At 67.5% G+C, this 17,998-nt stretch carries 12 protein-coding genes; 8 read left to right on the forward strand and 4 right to left on the reverse strand.

Going from position 1 to position 17,998, the window contains the following annotated elements:
* Positions 1-23: 23 nt before the first annotated feature.
* The gene (locus H2037_RS10515) at positions 24-1,379 is read right to left on the reverse strand and encodes a dicarboxylate/amino acid:cation symporter (RefSeq protein ID WP_292121336.1); all 1,356 of its coding nucleotides are present in this window, start codon (positions 1,377-1,379) and stop codon (positions 24-26) included.
* 313 nt (positions 1,380-1,692) lie between these two features.
* Here H2037_RS10515 and H2037_RS10520 point away from each other — a divergent pair, with 313 nt between their 5' ends.
* Complete coding sequence (locus tag H2037_RS10520; protein ID WP_292121339.1) at positions 1,693-3,459, forward strand: ATP-binding protein; 1,767 nt, start codon at positions 1,693-1,695, stop codon at positions 3,457-3,459.
* Entirely contained in the window at positions 3,456-4,793 is a 1,338-nt protein-coding gene (locus H2037_RS10525) for a sigma-54 dependent transcriptional regulator (RefSeq protein WP_292121343.1), read from the forward strand. The genes H2037_RS10520 and H2037_RS10525 overlap by 4 nt, the downstream gene beginning before the upstream one ends.
* 3 nt (positions 4,794-4,796) lie before the next feature.
* On the opposite strand, the gene H2037_RS10530 is transcribed toward H2037_RS10525, so the two are convergent.
* Positions 4,797-7,301, reverse strand: a complete 2,505-nt coding sequence (locus H2037_RS10530) for an ATP-binding protein (protein WP_292121346.1) — start codon at positions 7,299-7,301, stop codon at positions 4,797-4,799.
* 195 nt (positions 7,302-7,496) lie between these two features.
* Here H2037_RS10530 and rpsT point away from each other — a divergent pair, with 195 nt between their 5' ends.
* From rpsT to gyrB, 6 genes are all read left to right on the forward strand, one after another.
* Entirely contained in the window at positions 7,497-7,766 is a 270-nt protein-coding gene (gene rpsT, locus H2037_RS10535) for a 30S ribosomal protein S20 (protein WP_135194610.1), read from the forward strand.
* Positions 7,767-8,267: 501 nt separating this feature from the next.
* On the forward strand, positions 8,268-9,698 hold the full coding sequence (gene dnaA, locus H2037_RS10540; protein ID WP_292121348.1) for a chromosomal replication initiator protein DnaA: 1,431 nt from the start codon (positions 8,268-8,270) through the stop codon (positions 9,696-9,698).
* A gap of 138 nt (positions 9,699-9,836) precedes the next feature.
* Complete coding sequence (gene dnaN / locus H2037_RS10545) at positions 9,837-10,955, forward strand: DNA polymerase III subunit beta (RefSeq protein WP_292121351.1); 1,119 nt, start codon at positions 9,837-9,839, stop codon at positions 10,953-10,955.
* Positions 10,956-11,089: 134 nt separating this feature from the next.
* Positions 11,090-11,989 (forward strand): hypothetical protein, encoded by a 900-nt coding sequence (locus tag H2037_RS10550; protein WP_292121354.1) that lies wholly within the window; start codon positions 11,090-11,092, stop codon positions 11,987-11,989.
* A gap of 22 nt (positions 11,990-12,011) precedes the next feature.
* The gene (gene recF / locus H2037_RS10555) at positions 12,012-13,148 is read left to right on the forward strand and encodes a DNA replication/repair protein RecF (protein ID WP_292121357.1); all 1,137 of its coding nucleotides are present in this window, start codon (positions 12,012-12,014) and stop codon (positions 13,146-13,148) included.
* Positions 13,149-13,292: 144 nt separating this feature from the next.
* Positions 13,293-15,719, forward strand: coding sequence for a DNA topoisomerase (ATP-hydrolyzing) subunit B (gene gyrB, locus H2037_RS10560; RefSeq protein WP_292121359.1), 2,427 nt, complete (start codon positions 13,293-13,295; stop codon positions 15,717-15,719).
* On the opposite strand, the gene H2037_RS10565 is transcribed toward gyrB, so the two are convergent.
* Together H2037_RS10565 and H2037_RS10570 are read right to left on the reverse strand one after the other, a co-directional pair.
* Complete coding sequence (locus H2037_RS10565; RefSeq protein ID WP_292121362.1) at positions 15,716-16,900, reverse strand: acetyl-CoA C-acyltransferase; 1,185 nt, start codon at positions 16,898-16,900, stop codon at positions 15,716-15,718. The genes gyrB and H2037_RS10565 overlap by 4 nt on opposite strands.
* Before the next feature lie 73 nt (positions 16,901-16,973).
* Positions 16,974-17,930: a flavin reductase family protein gene (locus H2037_RS10570; RefSeq protein WP_292121365.1), complete on the reverse strand. Its 957-nt coding sequence runs from the start codon at positions 17,928-17,930 to the stop codon at positions 16,974-16,976.
* Positions 17,931-17,998 lie beyond the last annotated feature (68 nt).

Genomic DNA, 17,998 nt, shown 5'->3' on the forward strand with positions numbered 1-17,998 from the left:
GGCGCCTGTTTCCGGGGAGGAAGTCAGTCGGCGGTGACGAGGTCCTTGTCACCGGGTCCGGCGGCCGGGTCGGGCCGGGCGGCGATAGGCTGGGCCGGACCGTTGAGCGCCGCGTGCAGCGCGTCCCGATCCAGTTCGCCCTCCCAGCGGGCGACGACGATGGTGGCCACCGCATTGCCGATGAAGTTGGTCAGGGCCCGGCATTCGCTCATGAACCGGTCGATACCCAGGATCAGGGCCATGCCCGCGACCGGAACGGTGGGGACCACAGACAGGGTCGCCGCCAGGGTGATGAAGCCCGCCCCGGTGATGCCGGCCGCCCCCTTGGACGACAACATGGCGACCAGCAGCAGCAGGATCTGCTGTTGCAGCGTCAGCTCGATGTTCAGTGCCTGGGCGATGAACAGGGCCGCCATGGTCATATAGATGTTGGTGCCGTCCAGATTGAACGAATAGCCGGTCGGCACGACCAGGCCGACCACCGACTTGGAGGCGCCGGCGCGTTCCATCTTGTTCAGCAGCGACGGCAGGGCGGCCTCCGACGAGGAGGTGCCGAGGACCAGCAGCAATTCTTCCTTCAGGTAGCGGATCAGCTTCAGGATGTTGAATCCGTTGGCCCAGGCCACCAGACCCAGGACGCCGACCACGAAGACGATGGCGGTGATGTAGAAGGTGGCGACCAGGGCGGCCAGGTTGGCGATCGAGCCGATGCCGTATTTGCCGATGGTGAAGGCGAAGGCGCCAAAGGCGCCGATGGGCGCGGCCTTCATCAGGATCGCCACCAGTTTGAAGAAGGCGTGGCTGATCGATTCCAGGAAGTTCAGCACCGGCTTGCCGACGTCGCCGACCATGGCCAGGGCGATGCCGAACAGGACCGAGACGAACAGGACCTGCAGGATGTTGCCGTCGGCAAAGGCCGAGACCATGGTGTCGGGAATGACGCCGGTCAGGAAGCCGACGATCGTCGTCTCGTGCGCCTGTTCCGAATATTTGGCGACCGCGCCGACGTCCAGGGAAGCCGGGTCGATGTTCAGACCGTGTCCAGGCCGAACCAGGTTGGCGATGATCAGGCCGATGATCAGGGCCAGGGTCGAGAAGGTCAGGAAATAGGCGAAGGCCTTGGCCGCCACCCGGCCGACCCGGCCGATGTCGCGCATTCCGGCGATGCCGGTGACGATGGTCAGGAAGATGACCGGAGCGATCACCATCTTCACCAGTTTGATGAAGGCGTCGCCCAGCGGCTTCAGGCCCTCGCCGAACGTCGGCCAGAAATGCCCGATGAAGGCGCCCGCGACGATGGCGGTGAGGACCTGAAAATAGAGATGCCGGTAGAAGGGGCGGCGGACGGCCGGCTCGGCGGCGGAAGGTAGCGCGATCACGGAAGGCTCCTGTCACTGCGGGACCATCCCGCTTTCCTCGACGGGCCTCGCTGCTTGCGTCGAGGCTCCAGCCCCTAATGTCCGCCCGTCTCCGAACGCATCCAAACTCCATCGAAGGACATTTTAATCTCTTGTTTTTACAAGATAATGCCTTTCCACTCCTGTTAGACACGATGCAGTTTGTGCGGAAGAACGCACACAGGCATGGCCTATCTGTGCGAAATGTCGCACAAATGGGTTCATGATCAGAGCCGCGCTCGGAAAATTTATCGAAAGATCGTCGAGTCTGACTCGCGGTCCATGGATCCTGCTGTTGGGCTGGCTGATCGCCGGCGTCGCCCTGGCCTGGATCGCGGGCGAGTTCGCGCGACGCGACGCGGTCGGCGAGTTGGAAAGACAGGCCCGCGCCGGCGCCGCCCTGCATGCGGCGGTGCTGCGCAGCGAACTGGACAAGCAACGCGCCATCCCCATCGTTCTGGCCGGCGATCCCGACGTGTCGGAGCTTCTGGCGGCGCCGGATGCAGCGGCGGTCGACCGCGTGGATCGCAAGCTGGAGCGGCTGGCGACCCAGACCCGGGCGGCCGTCATCTACATCCTCGACGCCGAGGGTCTGACGCTGGCGTCCAGCAACTGGCGGGCCTCGACCAGTTTCGTCGGCGCCCGCTATGGCTTCCGGCCCTATTTCAGCAATGCGATGCGGGACGCCGAGGGGGAGTTCTACGCCCTGGGCACCCGCAGCGGCCGCCCGGGTCTCTATCTGTCGCGACGGGTGGATTCCTCCGGGGGCGAACCCTTGGGCGTGGTGGTGCTGAAGGTCGAGTTCGACGCGCTGGAGGCCGAATGGCGGGCATCCGGCGAACCCGCCTGGGTGACCGATCCCGGCGGCGTCGTCCTGGTCACCAGCGTACCGGAATGGCGGTTCCGGGCCGTCGCGCCGATGGACGACCGGCGGCGTCGCCTGAGCCTGACCGACCTGACCCTGAGCCCCGGCGCCCTTTCGCCCCTCCCCTTCCAGACGCCGGACGGCGACCGTCCGCGCCTGGTGCGGACCGCCGTCGGCGACGGCCGTCCGCAGACCTGGATGCATTCAGAGACGGACACGGCCACGCCCGGCTGGACCCTGCATCTGCTGACGCCGGAAAGAGGGGTGGTCGGGGCGGCCGTCAACGGCGCGCGGGGTCTGACCCTGTTGGCCGTCAGCCTGCTGGCCCTGGCCGCCGCCCTGCTGATGCGCCGACGTCGTCAGGCCCGCGCCCGCGCCCGTGCGGAGGAAGAGGGCCGGGTCGAGCTGGAGCGCCGCATCGACGAACGCACCCGTGCGCTGCGCGAAGCCAATCTGGCCCTGAACCGGCAGATCGAGGAACGCCGTCGCGCCGAGGCCGCGCGCGAACTGCTGCGCGACGAGTTGGTTCAGGCCAGCAAGCTGGCGGCCCTGGGCCAGATCGTCGCCAGCGTGGCTCACGAGATCAATCAGCCGGTCGCCGCCATCCAGACCCAGGCCGAGACGGCGGGCGTGCTGCTGGAGCGGGGACAGACGGACAAGGCCCAGGGGGTGCTGCGCCGGATCGGCGAGCTGACCGGCCGCATCGGCGCCATCACCCAGGACCTGCGCCTGTTCTCGCGCAAGGCGCCGCCGGTTATCGACGAAATCCAGCTGGAGGACGCCATCCAGGGCGCGCTGCAGCTGACGCGCGGCCGGCTGGAAGAACGCGGCGTCGATCTGGAGCGACGCGGCGACGGCGAGGTGCGGGTCCGCGCCGACCAGTTCCGACTGGAACAGGTGATCGTCAATCTGATCAAGAACGCCGCCGAGGCCATGGAGGATCAGGACGACGCCCGGCTGATCCTGACCGTGGCGCGCGAGGGCGACCGCGTCCGCCTGATTTTCGCCGACAACGGGCCGGGCGTCGCGCCGGAGGTGGCGCGTCAGCTGTTCACCCCGTTCGTCACCACGCGGGCCAACGGCCTGGGACTGGGCCTGGTCATCTGCCGCGACATCGTCGCCGGCTTCGGGGGCGAACTGGATCTGGTCGCCAGCGACGAGGGCGCGACCTTCGTCGCCACGTTGAGGACCGCATGACGCCCCTGCCGCTGCCCCAGACCGTCGCCCTGGTCGAGGACGACGCCGACTTCCGTCAGGCCCTGGTGGAGCGATTGACGCTCGAAGGCCTGGAGGTCCGCGCCTTCACGGCGGCCGAGCCGGCGCTGAAGGCGCTCGACGCCGACTTCGCCGGGGTGGTCGTCACCGATCTGCGGATGCCGGGGATGGACGGGCGACAACTGCTGACGCGGCTGCAGGCCCTAGACCCCAGCCTGCCGGTCATCATGATCACGGGGCATGGCGACATCGCCGACGCCGTCGCCGCCATGCACGACGGCGCCTATGATTTCGTCGCCAAACCCTTTCCGTTCGAACGGCTGCAGGACAGTCTGAACCGGGCGCTGGAGAAGCGCGGCCTGGTGCTGGAGAACCGCCGTCTGAGCGCTCTGGCCGCCGAGGGCGGACACGAACTGCCTCTGGCGGGGTCGTCCCGCGCGATCACGGCGCTTCGGGCGACGATCGCCCAGATCGCCGACGCAAGGATGGACGTGCTGATCGAAGGCGAGACCGGGGTCGGCAAGGAGGCCGTCGCCCGCGCCCTGCACAACGGCGGCCGTCGGCGGCTGGCGCCCTTCGTCGCCGTCAACTGCGGCGCCCTGCCCGACGGCCTGATCGAGAGCGAACTGTTCGGCCACGAACTGGGCGCCTTCGCCGGGGCCATGCGACGGCGGGTGGGGCATGTGGAGCGCGCCCACAACGGCTCGCTGTTCCTCGACGAGGTCGAGAGCATGCCCCTGGCCGTGCAGGTCAAGATGTTGCGGGTGCTTGAGGAGCGCGAGATCCACCCGATCGGCGCCAACGAGCCCCGCGTGCTGGACCTGCGCATCCTGGCCTCGGCCAAGCTCGATCTGGGCGAGGCGGCCCGGCGCGGCGATTTCCGCGAGGACCTATTCTATCGGCTGAACGTGGTGCGGCTGCGCGTGCCGCCGCTGCGCGAACGGCGTGAGGACGTCCCGCTGCTGTTCGCCCATTTCCTGCGCCGCGCCGCCGACCGCCACGGGGTCGAGCCGCCGTCGATCGATGACGGGATCCGGCGTCGCCTGCTGGAGGAGAACTGGCCCGGCAATATCCGCGAACTGGCCCATTTCGCCGAACGGGTCGTGCTGGGCCTGGAGGAAGGGAACGCCGCAGACCCCGCCGATCTCAGCCTGCCCGACCGGCTTCACCGCTTCGAGGGCGAACTGCTGCGCGGCGCCCTCCAGACCCATCGTGGCGACATCGTCGCCGTGCTGGAAGAGATGCGGATTCCGCGCAAGACCCTCTACGACAAGCTCCAGCGCCACGGGCTGAGACCAGCCGACTTCCGTGCCTGATCGTCAGGCGGCGACGGGTCTCTTCGCCCGCTCGACCGTGGCCACGGCCTCCGCCACGCTGGCGAACAATCCCGCCAGGGTGATCGGCTTGGACAGATGGCCGTCCGCGCCCGCGGCTCGCCCGGCCTCGACATGTTCAGGCAGGGCGTTGGCGGTCAGCATGATGAGCGGAGTGCGTTCGCGGTGCTCCTCCTCTTCCAGGGCGCGGATGGCGGCGGTGGCGGTCAGGCCGTCCATGACCGGCATCTGCATGTCCATCAGCACCAGGTCGAAGCCGCCTTGGCGGTACGCCGCCAGCGCCTGAAGACCGTCCTCGACTACGACTAGTTCGGTCAGGCCGGCCAGCATGATCTCGATGACCTTGCGGTTCGCCGGATGGTCGTCCGCCAGCAGGATGCGCGCGGGGAAGGCCGGCCCCTCCGCCTCGACATCGGCGTCTTCTCCAAGAACAGGCGCGGGGTTTGCGGCCCGGATCAGGGGGATTTCGAACCAGAAGTCGGCCCCCTCGCCCGGCCGGCCGTCACAGTCCAGCACGCCGCCCATCAGGGCGACCAGATCCTGGGAAATGGCCAGACCCAGTCCCGTGCCGCCGAAACGACGGGTGATGGAGCCGTCCGCCTGCTGGAAACGGGTGAAGATGCGCGACTTCTGTTCGTCGTCGAAGCCGCATCCGGTGTCGCTGACGGTGAACCGCACCCGATCCTCGCCGACCGTGTCGACGGCGACCGTGACCGCGCCGGCGTCGGTGAACTTCAGCGCGTTCGAGATCAGGTTCGACAGGACCTGACGCACCCGCACCACGTCGCCCTCGACGGCGTCGCTCAAGTCGGGGTCGACCTGGACCCGAAGCGCCAGGCCTTTTTCGTCGGCGCGCGGCCGGTACAGGGCCGCCGCGCCGCGCACCGTGTCGCCCAGGTCAAAGACAGAGCGCTCCAGAACGATCTGGCCCGCCTCGATCTTGGCCGTATCCAGGATGTCGGACAGCAGCCGTTCCAGGGTCACCGCCGAGGACCGGATCACCTCGACCATCTCACGCTCGCGCGCCGCCAGGCTGGCGCGGGACAGGGCGTCGGCCATGGCGACGACCCCATTCAGGGGCGTGCGGATCTCGTGGCTCATGTTGGCGAGGAATTCTGACTTGGACCGGCTGGCCTCCTCGGCGCGCTGACGCGCGGCGCGCAAACTCCGGGCCTGGCTCCACATCCACACCAGGGCGGCGACGGCCGACAGGACGAAGATGACCGCGATGGTCAGGATCACGCCCTGGAGTTTGGTGTTCGACCGGGCGGTATCGAGCTGCAGACGGCGTTCCGCGAGTTTCTGCTGCATGTCGCCGGTGACCTGGCGGATGCCGGCGCTGAAGCGGCGGGCGTCGGCGACGGTCTCCGCACGACTGTACTCGCGAAGCTTCGCATAGGCCTCCGAGGCCCGGCCCTCGGCGAACAGGATCTCGGCCTCGACCTGGACGATCTCCGACGGTCCCTCCTCCCGGAAGCGGTCGGCGGCGGCGTGGCGGCGGATCTGCGCCAGGTCGCGCTGGGCCGCGGCGATCTGCCCGGTCCGGGCGCGGGCGAGGGCGCGGGCCGGCAGCAATTGCGCCGCCAGGAACGAGGCCTCGCCCAAGTCTTCACCGAACGGCTCCAGACACTCAAGCACATCGCGCGGCGCATCGGCCGCATCGGCCACCATGGCGCACAGGCGGGCGTCGTAGACGGCGAGACTGGGCAGGTTCGCGCGCACCGCCAGCCTGTGATGGGTCTGGTAAAGCCGCTTCGCCTGTTCGACGTCGCCCAACTGGGTCGAAAGCCGAGACAGATTGTAGATGGCGTCGAAGTCGGGCCGGGGATAGGCGGGATTGGCGAGGTCGATCTCGAACCGGCCGAAGGCGGCCGTGGCCCCGTCGATGTCGTTCAGCTTCATCAGGCCGATGCCGGTCATCTCCCACAGGCCGGCCCGTGCGATCTTCGCATAGGGGGCGTCGCCCGGAATGAGGGCGTCGGCGTCGGCGAGCAGTTTCAGACCTTCTCCGATCTGATCCCGATCCATCAGGACCAGGGCCCAGTTGCGGATGGCGTGGATCCTGGCGAACCAGTCGGGCTCCATGGCCGCGCGCGCGCGCATTTCGTCGGCGGCGGCCGTCTCGCCCTGGTCGTAGCGCAGGGTCAGGGCGTTCAGCCGAGCGATCTGCACATAGCGACGGTCGCCCTGTCGGCGCGCGCCCTCCATCAGGCGGTCATTCCAGGTCTTGGCCGTTTCGAACTCGCCCTGGTTCAGGAATATCCAGGCGACGTGATAGAGGCGCTGGAGACCCTCGCGGTCGTTGCGCCGCATCGCCTCCCAGCCAAAGACCTCGAGGGCCTTGAAGTCGGTCGCGCCCGCACGCCGCTCGACGGCCTGGGCCAGATCGAGGGGCGAGCGCGCCACGCCGGGCGTCTCCGCGGCCGCCGCCCGGGCGAAGACGCCCGAGCAGACGACGGCGAGGATGAGAAGGATGACGGGTCTGAGCATGCGGCTTCCGATTTGGTCGGAGACTGACACGCGGTTCGTTGAATAAGCCTTATCGACGTATCGATGGCGATCCTTCTGCGGTCTGCGGCAGACTCCGCGTTGACCGCCCCCGGGCTTTCGGCTATAGGCCCGCCCTCTTGAGATTTCCGCGCCGTGGACGTGTGCTCCGCGGCGTTTTCCGTTCGAAGGTTTGAAATGGCTAACAACCCCGGCGCCCGCAAGGCGATCCGCAAGATCGAAGCGCGGACCGAAGTTAACAAGGCGCGCCGCTCGCGGGTCCGCACCTATCTGCGCAAGTTCCAGGAAGCTCTGGCCGGTGGCGACGCCGCCGTCGCCAAGACCGCATTCGTGGAAGCCCAGTCCGAGCTGATGCGCGCCGTCTCCAAGGGCGTCGTCCACAAGAACACCGGCTCTCGCAAGGTGTCGCGTCTGGCCGCCCAGCTGAAGAAGCTTTCGGCCGCCTAAGCCCTTCAGGGATTTCCCGACCACGGAACGGCTGTCGTCGTTTCGTTACGGGGTTTTATCGTGTTTTCAACGGCGAAGGGGCAAGTGCTCCTTCGCCGTTTTGTGTTTTCCCGTTAACTCTCCTTAAGCACGAATACGGACTCCACGCAGGGGAAACCGCGAAATTCCCAAGCAGGATTAGCGTTTGACGGAGTCAAACAATTTAACTGCGAATCGACCAACGAATCAGCGTTGACCGGACCGGCTCTGAGCGTAAGTTTTGGCCTCTAACGCACTTCCATCCCAACACGGATGAAGACGGCGCGGGACGATAGTTTCGCGTCGGCGGGAGATGTCTGTCCAGGAGCTCGGCCCCGTCCGAAAAGCATCGCTTTTCGGCGCAGGAGAAGTCGTCCCTGAACCATCGCCCTGAAGCGCCGAAGGTCGGAATGGTTTTTAGTGGGTGGCGGAACGATGGTTGGAGGTGCGACGGCGATGGTGGGCGGCGCCAACGGATCGAACATGACAGATCCGGACCGCATCTGGACTGAGGCCTCAGGGCGGTTGCGGGCGGAGATCGGCGACGGTCCCTTTTCGTCCTATATCGCGCCTTCCGCCGTGCGGGTGGATTCGGCCGGCCAGCTGATCCTGGTCACCCCCACCGCCTATGCACGTGACTGGGTCCGCAAGAACGCCCTGCGCCGGATGAACGAGCTGTGGCTGGGGCTGGACGGCCTGAACCGCCGCCTGGACGTCCGCTGCCGCGCCGAAGTCGGCTCCGCCCCGCCCGCCTCGGCCATACGCGCCGGCAATATCGTGGACGCCACCCCCCGGCTCGCCGCCCTGTCGTCTTCCAGCCTGACCGCCGCTCCCACGATCGCCCCGGTCGCCGACGGCGCCCGCGCCGTGCGCGCCGCCGGCCTGCAGGAACGCCTGACCTTCGACAGTTTCGTCGAGGGCCAGGGCAACGCCTTCGCCCTGGCCATCGCCAAACAGGTGGCCAGCTGGGCCGACGGCCATTTTAATCCGGTCTTCTTCTGCGGCCCTTACGGCTACGGCAAGACCCACCTGCTGAACGCCATTGCGTGGGAAGCCCAGCGCCTGCGGCCGGAGGCCAAGGTGGTCTATCTGACCGCCGAGCGCTTCCTGTCGACCTTCGTCAAGGCGATGCAGGACCGTTCGACCGCCGCCTTCAAGGAAAGCCTGCGTTCGGCCGACATGCTGCTGCTGGACGACGTCCAGTTCGTCGGGGGCAAGACGAGCACCCAGGAAGAACTGCTGTCGACCCTGACCGCCCTGATCGAGGACGGCAAACGGATCGTCTTCTCGGCCGACCGCGCGCCGATGGCCCTGACCGAGGTCGAGCCCCGCCTGCGCAGCCACTTAGCCGCCGGCCTGACCTGCCCGGTCGAGGCGGGCGACCGCGAGCTGAAGATCGCCGTGGCCCAGAACCGTCTGAAGGCCCTGTCGGCCCTGGGCGTGGTCCAGGGCGAGGCGGCGCCGGAGGTCCTGGCCCAGCTGGTCGATCGCACCCCCGGCTCGATGCGCGAGCTGGAGGGCGCCGTGAACACCCTGGCCGCCGCCGCCGGATCGCGCCTGTCCACCGTCTCGGTCGACGAGGCCTCGGTCCTGCTGGGCGCCGCCCTGCGCGGCGGTCCCGAGCGCCGCATCACGGTGGACGAGATCCAGAAAACGGTCGCGGACCACTTCAACCTGAAGCAGGCCGACCTGCTCAGCGAGCGCCGCACCCGTTCGGTCGCCCGTCCGCGCCAGATCGCCATGTATCTGTGCAAGCAGCACACGACCCGTTCCTATCCTGACATCGGCCGTCGCTTCGGCGGACGCGACCACACCACGGTCCTGCACGGCGTGCGCAAGATCGAGGAACTGATGGCTCAGGACGACCAGATCGCCCGCGACGTCGAGGCCCTGACCCGCAAGCTGCGGGGCTGAAATCCTCCCTCCCCTGCGGGGGAGGGAGAAATCTGTGAACGGCTCGAACCGCCTTCCTTGCCCCGCCCGCCTAATCCGCTAGTGTCCTAGGCCACTTAACCGCGACCCTTCGAGTCGGGCCGCGCCGGGCGAGACGACATGCAACTGACCATCGAACGATCCGCGCTCCTGAAGGCCCTGGGCCATGTGCAGAGCGTGGTCGAACGTCGAAACACCATTCCCATCCTGTCCAACGTCCTGCTGAGCGCCGGGCGAGACCGTCTGGCCTTCGCGGCCACCGACCTGGACATGGAGATGGTGGACGAGGCCGAGGCGACGGTGAACGTCGAGGGCCAGATCACCGCCCCCGCCCACACCCTGTACGAGATCGTGCGCAAGCTGCCGGAAGGCGCCGAGGTCTCGCTGCTCTATTCGGGCGACGATCCCCGCCTGGTGGTCTCGGCCGGGCGGTCGCGCTTCAACCTGCCGGTCCTGCCGGCGGGCGACTTCCCGGTCATGTCGACCGACAGCGCCGGCGCCTCCTACGTCATGCCCAAGGAAGACCTGGCGCGACTGATCGACAAGACCCGGTTCGCCGTCTCGACCGAAGAGACCCGCTATTATCTGAACGGCCTGTATCTGCACACGGTCGCCGAGGCCGGCGTGCCCCTGCTGCGCGCCGTGGCCACCGACGGCCACCGTCTGGCCCTGGCCGAGACCCCGGCGCCCGAGGGCGCGGCCGGCGGCCCCGGCGTCATCGTGCCGCGCAAGACCGTGGACCAGGTCCGCCGCCTGCTGGACGACGCCGGCGGCCCGGTCGAGGTCACGGTCTCGGCCCAGAAGATCCGCTTCCAGATGGGCGAGGCCAGCCTGACCTCCAAGGTCATCGACGGCGCCTTCCCCGACTATCTGCGCGTCATTCCCAAGGGCAATGACAAACAGGCCGACATCGACAACGCCCTGTTCGCCAAGGCCGTCGACCGCGTCGCCACCATCTCGGCCGAGAAGAGCCGGTCGGTGAAACTGGCCTTCGACAACGACCGGGTGAAGCTGACCGTCCGCAACATGGAGGCCGGACAGGCCGAGGAAGAGGTCGAGATCGGCTATTCCGACGAACCGTTCGAGATCGGCTTCAACGCCCGCTATCTGCTGGACGTCGCCGGCCAGATCACCGGCGAAAACGCCGCCTTCCGCTTCGCCGACCCGGCCTCGCCGACGCTGGTGCTCGATCCGGGCGATCCGGGCGTCCAGTACGTACTGATGCCGCTGCGGGTGTGACACAGGCAAGTCAGCCTGGACTGCATCGGCGCAGCCTCATCTCGCTGGTACCTGCGATTGCGATTGCTGGCTGCTCTAGGTCAGCGTCGGCCGACAACACATACGCAGTCGTTGATACCTCCTCCGAAATCGCCTTGGCCCCGGATGGAAGTCGTTGCGTTATTCAATCGACGACCAGCGGCATCAACACCATTCTGGTGATGCGCAGCGACTTTTCCGACGCGACGCTTCTCTCTTTACCTGAGAAAAATTTCTGGGTGCGGGATGTGTCATTCGGCGAGGATGCCGACCACATTTTGTTTTCGGCGGGGGCGCCGGAGTTCGGCGGGTTCGACACGAGCATCCGCGTATACCGGCTAAACCTCGCAAGGCCCGGCGCGCAGCCCATTCATACCGGCTACGACTTTAATCGCGTCCCCACTATCTCTCCGATGGGCCACAAATTGGCCTTCGCCAGCCGCAGCAATGGCGGGACCAGTCTATGTGTGTACGAAAGGCATTTGGCCGACGGGACGGTTACGCAATATTCTCCGGTACCGTTTCAGTCCATTCAACGCATGGCCTACCGTTCCGATGGAACACTGGTCGTGAATGGAACTCCAGGGTTCGATCCGTTCGATACTACAAAGATTGACGAGGCCAACGGCTTTCAGCGCGTCTTCCTGCTAGGACCGAGCGGCACCGCCGATCCTTCACCCTTCATGGCATTGGGTGCAAAAAACTTGGCCCTCCATGGAGCGCATGACGATCAGGTTCTCTTGACCGCGCGATATGACGCTCCGTCTGGAGCTGCAGATATCCGCGTCGCCCTGATGGATAGCGACCTTGCCGCCCATCGGTTCATTGACTTTTCAGAGATGAAGGGCCGCACCATAACGGGGGCGGCGATCGCCAGCCGGAACGGCCTAACGGCGGCGCGCGGTGTCGATGTCACGGATGTCGGCCGTGCCGGATTTCTGGTCATCAAGGATTTCGGAAACGCCTTGATCTCTGACTTGGCGGCTCAAGCAACCCGTTACACCGTCGTCCTTTGATGGGTTCGCGAGCGGCCGTCATTTGAGCCTGATTTCCCTCACCCTCACCGACTTCCGTTCCTATGAGGGCGCACGGCTGGAGATGACCTCCGGCCCCGTGGTGCTTCACGGCCCGAACGGTGCGGGAAAGACCAATCTGCTGGAGGCCGTCAGCCTGCTGACACCCGGCAAGGGGCTGCGCGGCGCGACCGCCGCCGAGATGGGGCGGCGTGAGCCGGGCGAGGCGGTCGGCCGGGCCTGGGCCGTCATGGTCGAGCTGGACGACGAGACGCGGCTGGGCACCGGCGTCCAGACGGCGGGGGCGGCGCGGCGGATCGTGCGAATCGACGGCGAGACGGCCCAGCCGGGGCGGCTGCTGGACTATCTGCGGCCGGTCTGGGCGACGCCCGAGCAGGATCGGCTGTTCTCGGACGCCCGGGCCGAGCGATTGAAATTCTTCGACCGGTTGGTGTTCGCCGCCGATCCCGATCACGCCGCCAGCGTTTCGACCTATGAGAAGGCCCTGCGCGAGCGGCTGCGGCTGTTGACCGATGCGGCCGACGGACGCGAGGCCGACCCGGTCTGGCTGGACGCGCTGGAGGCCCGGCTGGGCGAGGCGGGGGCCCGCGCCGCCGTCGCCCGCGTCGCCGCCCTGCACGCGCTCCAGGCCGCCATCGACGCCCGGGGCGACCGTCCCTTCCCCCAGGCCGACCTGGGTCTGGACGGTCCCGCCGAACAGATGGTCGAGGCGGGCGCGGAAGAGGACGAGATCGCCGCCGCGATCCGCGACGGCCTGGCCAGGGCGCGCGCTCGCGACGGCGCCGCCGGCCGGTCCCTGTTCGGCCCCCACCGGACCGATCTGACGGCCCTGCACCGCGAGAAGAACCGCCCCGCCGCCGAGGGGTCTTCCGGCGAACAGAAGGCTCTGGTGTTGAACCTGATCCTGGCCCAGATCGCCCGGCTTGCAGCCCCGTCCGGAACCGGTTCCGCCCGGCCGATCCTGCTGTTGGACGAGGCCCCGGCCCACCTCGACCAACGCCGCCGCGCGGCTCTGTTCGACGAGATCGTCGCCCTGAACCTCCAGGCCTTCATGACCGGCACCGAACGCGATCTTTTCGCCGGTCTGGAGGGCCGCGCCCAGTTCGTGCGCGTGGCCGGCGGCGCCCTCGAAAACGACTAGGATCCGGCGACGGAAATCCTCGCTTTTTCGTCGGAAATTCCTATATGTTGCGAGCTTCGACGCGGTGCGATCCCGTCGTCGATTCGAGTGTCTTTAGCGACGCTCCATCCCCGTCCCGGTCGGGACTTCAGAGCCAACGATTTCATGACCGATCCGATTGCCGACCTGCCCGAATACGGCGCCGATTCCATCAAGGTTCTCAAAGGCCTGGACGCGGTGCGCAAACGTCCCGGCATGTATATCGGCGATACCGACGACGGGTCGGGCCTGCACCACATGGTCTATGAGGTGGTCGACAACGCCATCGACGAGGCCCTGGCCGGCCACGCCGACCTGGTCCAGGTCATCCTGAACACCGACGGTTCCGTCACCGTGACCGACAACGGGCGCGGCATTCCGACCGGCATCCACGAGGGTGAAGGCGTCTCGGCGGCCGAGGTCATCATGACCCAGCTGCACGCGGGCGGTAAGTTCGACCAGAACTCCTACAAGGTCTCCGGCGGCCTGCACGGCGTCGGCGTGTCCGTCGTCAACGCCCTGTCCGACTGGCTGGAGCTGAAGATCTATCGCGACGGCAAGGCGCACCAGATGCGGTTCGAGCGCGGCGACACGGTCAAGTCGCTGGAGATCACCGGCGACGCCCCGATCCGCGAGGACACCGGCAAGCCGCTGAGCGGCACCGAAGTCACCTTCTATCCGTCGGTCACCACCTTCAGCCACATCGACTTCGACCTGAAGACGCTGGAGCACCGGCTGCGGGAACTGGCCTTCCTGAACTCGGGCGTGGTCATCAAGCTGGCCGACCAGCGCGGGGCTGAACCGGTCGAAATGGTCCTGCACTACGAGGGCGGTGTCGAGGCCTTCGTGCGCCACCTGGACAAGTCCAAGACGCCGATCCTGAAGGACGTCATCGTCATTCGCGGCAAGAAGGAAGGGATCGAGCTGGATCTCGCCCTGTGGTGGAACGACTCCTACCACGAGACCATGCTGTGCTTCACCAACAACATCCCCCAGCGGGATGGAGGCACCCACCTGTCGGCCTTCCGCGCCAGCCTGACCCGCGTCATGGGCGGCTATATCGAGAGCTCCGGCGCCGGCAAGAAGGAGAAGGTCTCCGTCACCGGAGAGGACGCCCGCGAGGGTCTGACCTGCGTCCTGTCGGTCAAGGTGCCGGATCCCAAATTCTCTAGCCAAACCAAGGACAAGCTGGTCTCGTCCGAGGTGCGTCCCGCCGTCGAGAACCTGTGTTCCGAAGGTCTGGCCCAATGGTTCGAGGAACACCCGGTCGAGGCCAAACAGATCGTGGCCAAGATCATCGAGGCGGCGTCCGCGCGTGAAGCCGCCCGCAAGGCTCGCGATCTGACCCGCCGCAAGTCGGCGCTGGAAATCAGCAGCCTCCCCGGCAAGCTGGCCGACTGCCAGGAGCGCGATCCCGCCAAGTCCGAACTGTTCATCGTCGAGGGCGACAGCGCCGGCGGCTCGGCCAAACAGGCGCGCAACCGCGAGAACCAGGCCGTCCTGCCCCTGCGCGGCAAGATCCTGAACGTCGAACGCGCGCGGTTCGACCGGATGCTGTCGTCGGACCTGATCGGCACCCTGATCCTGGCCCTGGGCACCGGCATCGGCCGCGACGACTTCAACGCCGACAAGCTGCGCTACCACAAGATCATCCTGATGGCGGACGCCGACGTCGACGGCGCCCACATCCGCACCCTGCTGCTGACCTTCTTCTATCGGCAGATGCCGGAGCTGATCACGCGGGGCCACGTCTATATCGCCCAGCCGCCCCTCTATAAGGTCTCCAAGGGCAAGCAGTCGCGCTACCTCAAGGATCAGGCCGAGATGGACGCCTATCTGATCGAGGAGGGCTCGTCCGAGGCCGAGCTGGACCTGTCTACCGGCGAGCGTCGCCTGGGTCTGGACCTGCAGGCCCTGGTGCGCGAGGCCAAGGCCTTCAAGGCCGGCGTGGATCGCCTCAGCCAGCGCGCCCCCGCCTTCGCCATCGAACAGGCCGCCCTGGCCGGCCTGTTCAACGAGCACGCCGATACGGCCCAGGCCGCAGCGGCGGCGGCTGTGCGTCTGAACCTGTACGCCGAAGAGGGCGACGGCGACTGGACCGGCGCGCCGGGCGAACAGGGCGCGGTCGTCTTCACACGCACCCGTCGCGCGGTGCAGGAGACCATCGTGCTGGAAGAGACCCTGCTGCGGTCGCTGGACGCCCGCCGTCTGGCCGAACGGGCAGCCGCCTTCGACGGCGTCTTCGCCGCCCCGGCCGTCTATCGCCGCAAGGATAAGTCCACCACCATCCGCGGTCCGCTCGACCTGCTGAACGCGGTGCTGGACGCCGGCAAGAAGGGCCTGGCCATCCAGCGCTACAAGGGTCTGGGCGAGATGAACCCGGAACAGCTGTGGGAGACCACGCTGGACTCCAACGCCCGCACCCTGCTGCAAGTCTCGGTCGAGCACGAGGAAGACGCCAACGACCTGTTCGCCAAACTGATGGGCGACGTGGTCGAACCCCGCCGCGAATTCATCCAGGAAAACGCCCTGGACGCGGCGGTCGACGTCTAGATCAGTTCAACGCCCATGGCGGTGGCCTCGCCACCGCCGATGCACAGGGCGGCCATGCCCTTGGTCTTGCCGCGAGCTTTCAGGGCCGACAGCAGGGTGGTCAGGACGCGAGCGCCCGAGGCGCCCAGCGGGTGGCCCAGGGCGCAGGCGCCGCCGTTGACGTTGATCTTGTCGTGCGGGACGCCCAGCTCCTGCATGGCGATCATCGGCACGATGGCGAAGGCCTCGTTGACCTCCCACAGGTCGACGTCGTCGGCGCTCCATCCGGCCTTGGCCAGGGCCTTCTTCAGGGCGAAGACAGGCGCGGTGGTGAACAGGCTGGGCTCGTGGGCGTGGGCGGCCTGGCTGACCACACGGGCGACCGGCGTCAGGCCCAGGGCCTGGGCCGTCGATTGGCGCATCATCACCAGGGCGGCGGCGCCGTCCGAGATCGAGGCGGCCGAGGCGGCGGTGATGGTGCCGTCCTTGCCGAAGGCGGGCTTCAGATTGGGGATCTTGGAGGGATCGGACTTGGTCGGCTGTTCGTCGCGGTCGACCGTCACTACGCCCTTGCGGGTCTTGACCTCGACCGGGGTGATTTCGGCGTCGAAGTCGCCGCTGTCCTGGGCGCGCTTGGCCCGGCCGGCGCTTTCGGTCGCATAGGCGTCCTGCTGTTCGCGGGTGAACTGATAGGCCTTGGCCGTGTCCTCGGCGAACTGGCCCATCAGCTTGCCGGGTTCGTAGGCGTCTTCCAGCCCGTCCAGATACATGCTGTCGGAAATGACGTCGTGGCCGATGCGGGCGCCGCCCCGGTGCTTCTGCATCAGATACGGCGCATTGGTCATCGACTCCATGCCGCCCGCGACGACGACCTCGGCCGAACCGGCGAGCAGGGCGTCATGCGCCATCATCGCCGCCTGCATGCCCGAGCCGCACATCTTGTTGATGGTGGTCGCCTCGGTGGAGATGGGCAGGCCCGCGCCCATGCCCGCCTGACGCGCCGGGGCCTGACCCAGACCGGCCGGCAGGACGCAGCCCATGATGATCTGCTCGACCTTGTCCGGCGCCAGCCCGGCCCGCTCCAGCGCCGCCTTCACCGCAGCGGCGCCCAGGTCGGTCGACTTGGCGTCCGACAGCACGCCCTGGAAACCGCCCATCGGGGTGCGGGCGTAGGAGACAATGACGACGGGATCGGCGGACATGGGCAGGCTTTCCTCTTGTTCGGCGTCTGAGATAGCGATCCGGCCGTCGGATGTGAACCGGCCCGGCGCGGGATCAGGCGAAATGCAGTCGCCGGTAGCGCCCCCGGAAATACAGCAGCGGATCGCGACGCGGCTCGAACCGGGCGCGGGTCACCCGGCCGATGAAGACCAGATGATCCCCGGCCTCGACCACCTGATGGGTCGCGCATTCGAAACTGGCCAGGGAGCCGGACAGGATGGGGGCGCCGGTTTCCCAGGTCTCCCAGGCCACGCCGTCGAACCGTTCGGCGGTCGATCGGGCGAAGGCGCCCGACATCGGCTGCTGGCCGATATGCAGCACATTGATGGCGAAATGCTCCGCCCGCTGGAACCGCTCCAGATTGGACGAACTGCGCGCCAGGCAGAACAGGATCAGCGGCGGATCCAGCGACACCGACGAGAAAGAGTTGGCGGTCAGGCCCACCGGCTGGCCCGTCTCGTCCAGGGTCGTCACCACCGTCACCCCGGTCGCGAAACAGCCCAGGGCGTCGCGCAGGGTGCGGGGGTCGGAGCCGGACTGATAATACAGGGCTTCGCGCGGCGCCTGGCGTTCCAGAAAACCCAGTATGGCGGCCTCGTCCGTCTCGCCCGGTTCGTGCAGGGCGGCGGGGTCCAGCGTGAGCAGCGGCAGATTGTCCAGGATCGCAGCCGCCTCGCCGGGCGTGTCCCCGACCACGATCAGGCAGCTGGCCAGGGCGGGGCCGGTGACCACCAAGGCCGGGGCGACACGCGCCAGCGTCTCGGCCGAACACAGAATGGCGGGCCGCGAAGATATGTCGATCAACAGCCCCCGTAGGGCGGCCGCCTCCTCTCCCGGTTCGAGCACCGGCGCGATCAGCACATGGCGACCCGCCTCGACCATTGCGCGAACCCACTGTCGCCAGCCCGGCGACAACCGCTCGGGCGGGCCGATCATCAGGACGACCGGATCCTCGGGATCGCCCCAACCCTGGACGTCAAGGCCTCCGATCCGGGGCGGCGATATGGTCATGAAACGAGGCGGTCCAATCCGGGCAAGAGGCGTCTAATAGGGCAGGTCCGGCCGTGGACGCCACGATT

Origin of the sequence: Brevundimonas sp. (genome assembly GCF_013912065.1) — a bacterium.
Taxonomy (GTDB): domain Bacteria; phylum Pseudomonadota; class Alphaproteobacteria; order Caulobacterales; family Caulobacteraceae; genus Brevundimonas.

Excerpts from the sequence above, each read along its gene's own strand:
- H2037_RS10525 (WP_292121343.1), top strand. The coding sequence starts at position 3,456 with ATGACGCCCCTGCCGCTGCCCCAGACCGTCGCCCTGGTCGAGGACGAC.
- H2037_RS10530 (WP_292121346.1), bottom strand. The coding sequence starts at position 7,301 with ATGCTCAGACCCGTCATCCTTCTCATCCTCGCCGTCGTCTGCTCGGGC.
- rpsT (WP_135194610.1), top strand. The coding sequence starts at position 7,497 with ATGGCTAACAACCCCGGCGCCCGCAAGGCGATCCGCAAGATCGAAGCG.
- dnaA (WP_292121348.1), top strand. The coding sequence starts at position 8,268 with ATGACAGATCCGGACCGCATCTGGACTGAGGCCTCAGGGCGGTTGCGG.
- dnaN (WP_292121351.1), top strand. The coding sequence starts at position 9,837 with ATGCAACTGACCATCGAACGATCCGCGCTCCTGAAGGCCCTGGGCCAT.
- gyrB (WP_292121359.1), top strand. The coding sequence starts at position 13,293 with ATGACCGATCCGATTGCCGACCTGCCCGAATACGGCGCCGATTCCATC.
- H2037_RS10565 (WP_292121362.1), bottom strand. The coding sequence starts at position 16,900 with ATGTCCGCCGATCCCGTCGTCATTGTCTCCTACGCCCGCACCCCGATG.
- H2037_RS10570 (WP_292121365.1), bottom strand. The coding sequence starts at position 17,930 with ATGACCATATCGCCGCCCCGGATCGGAGGCCTTGACGTCCAGGGTTGG.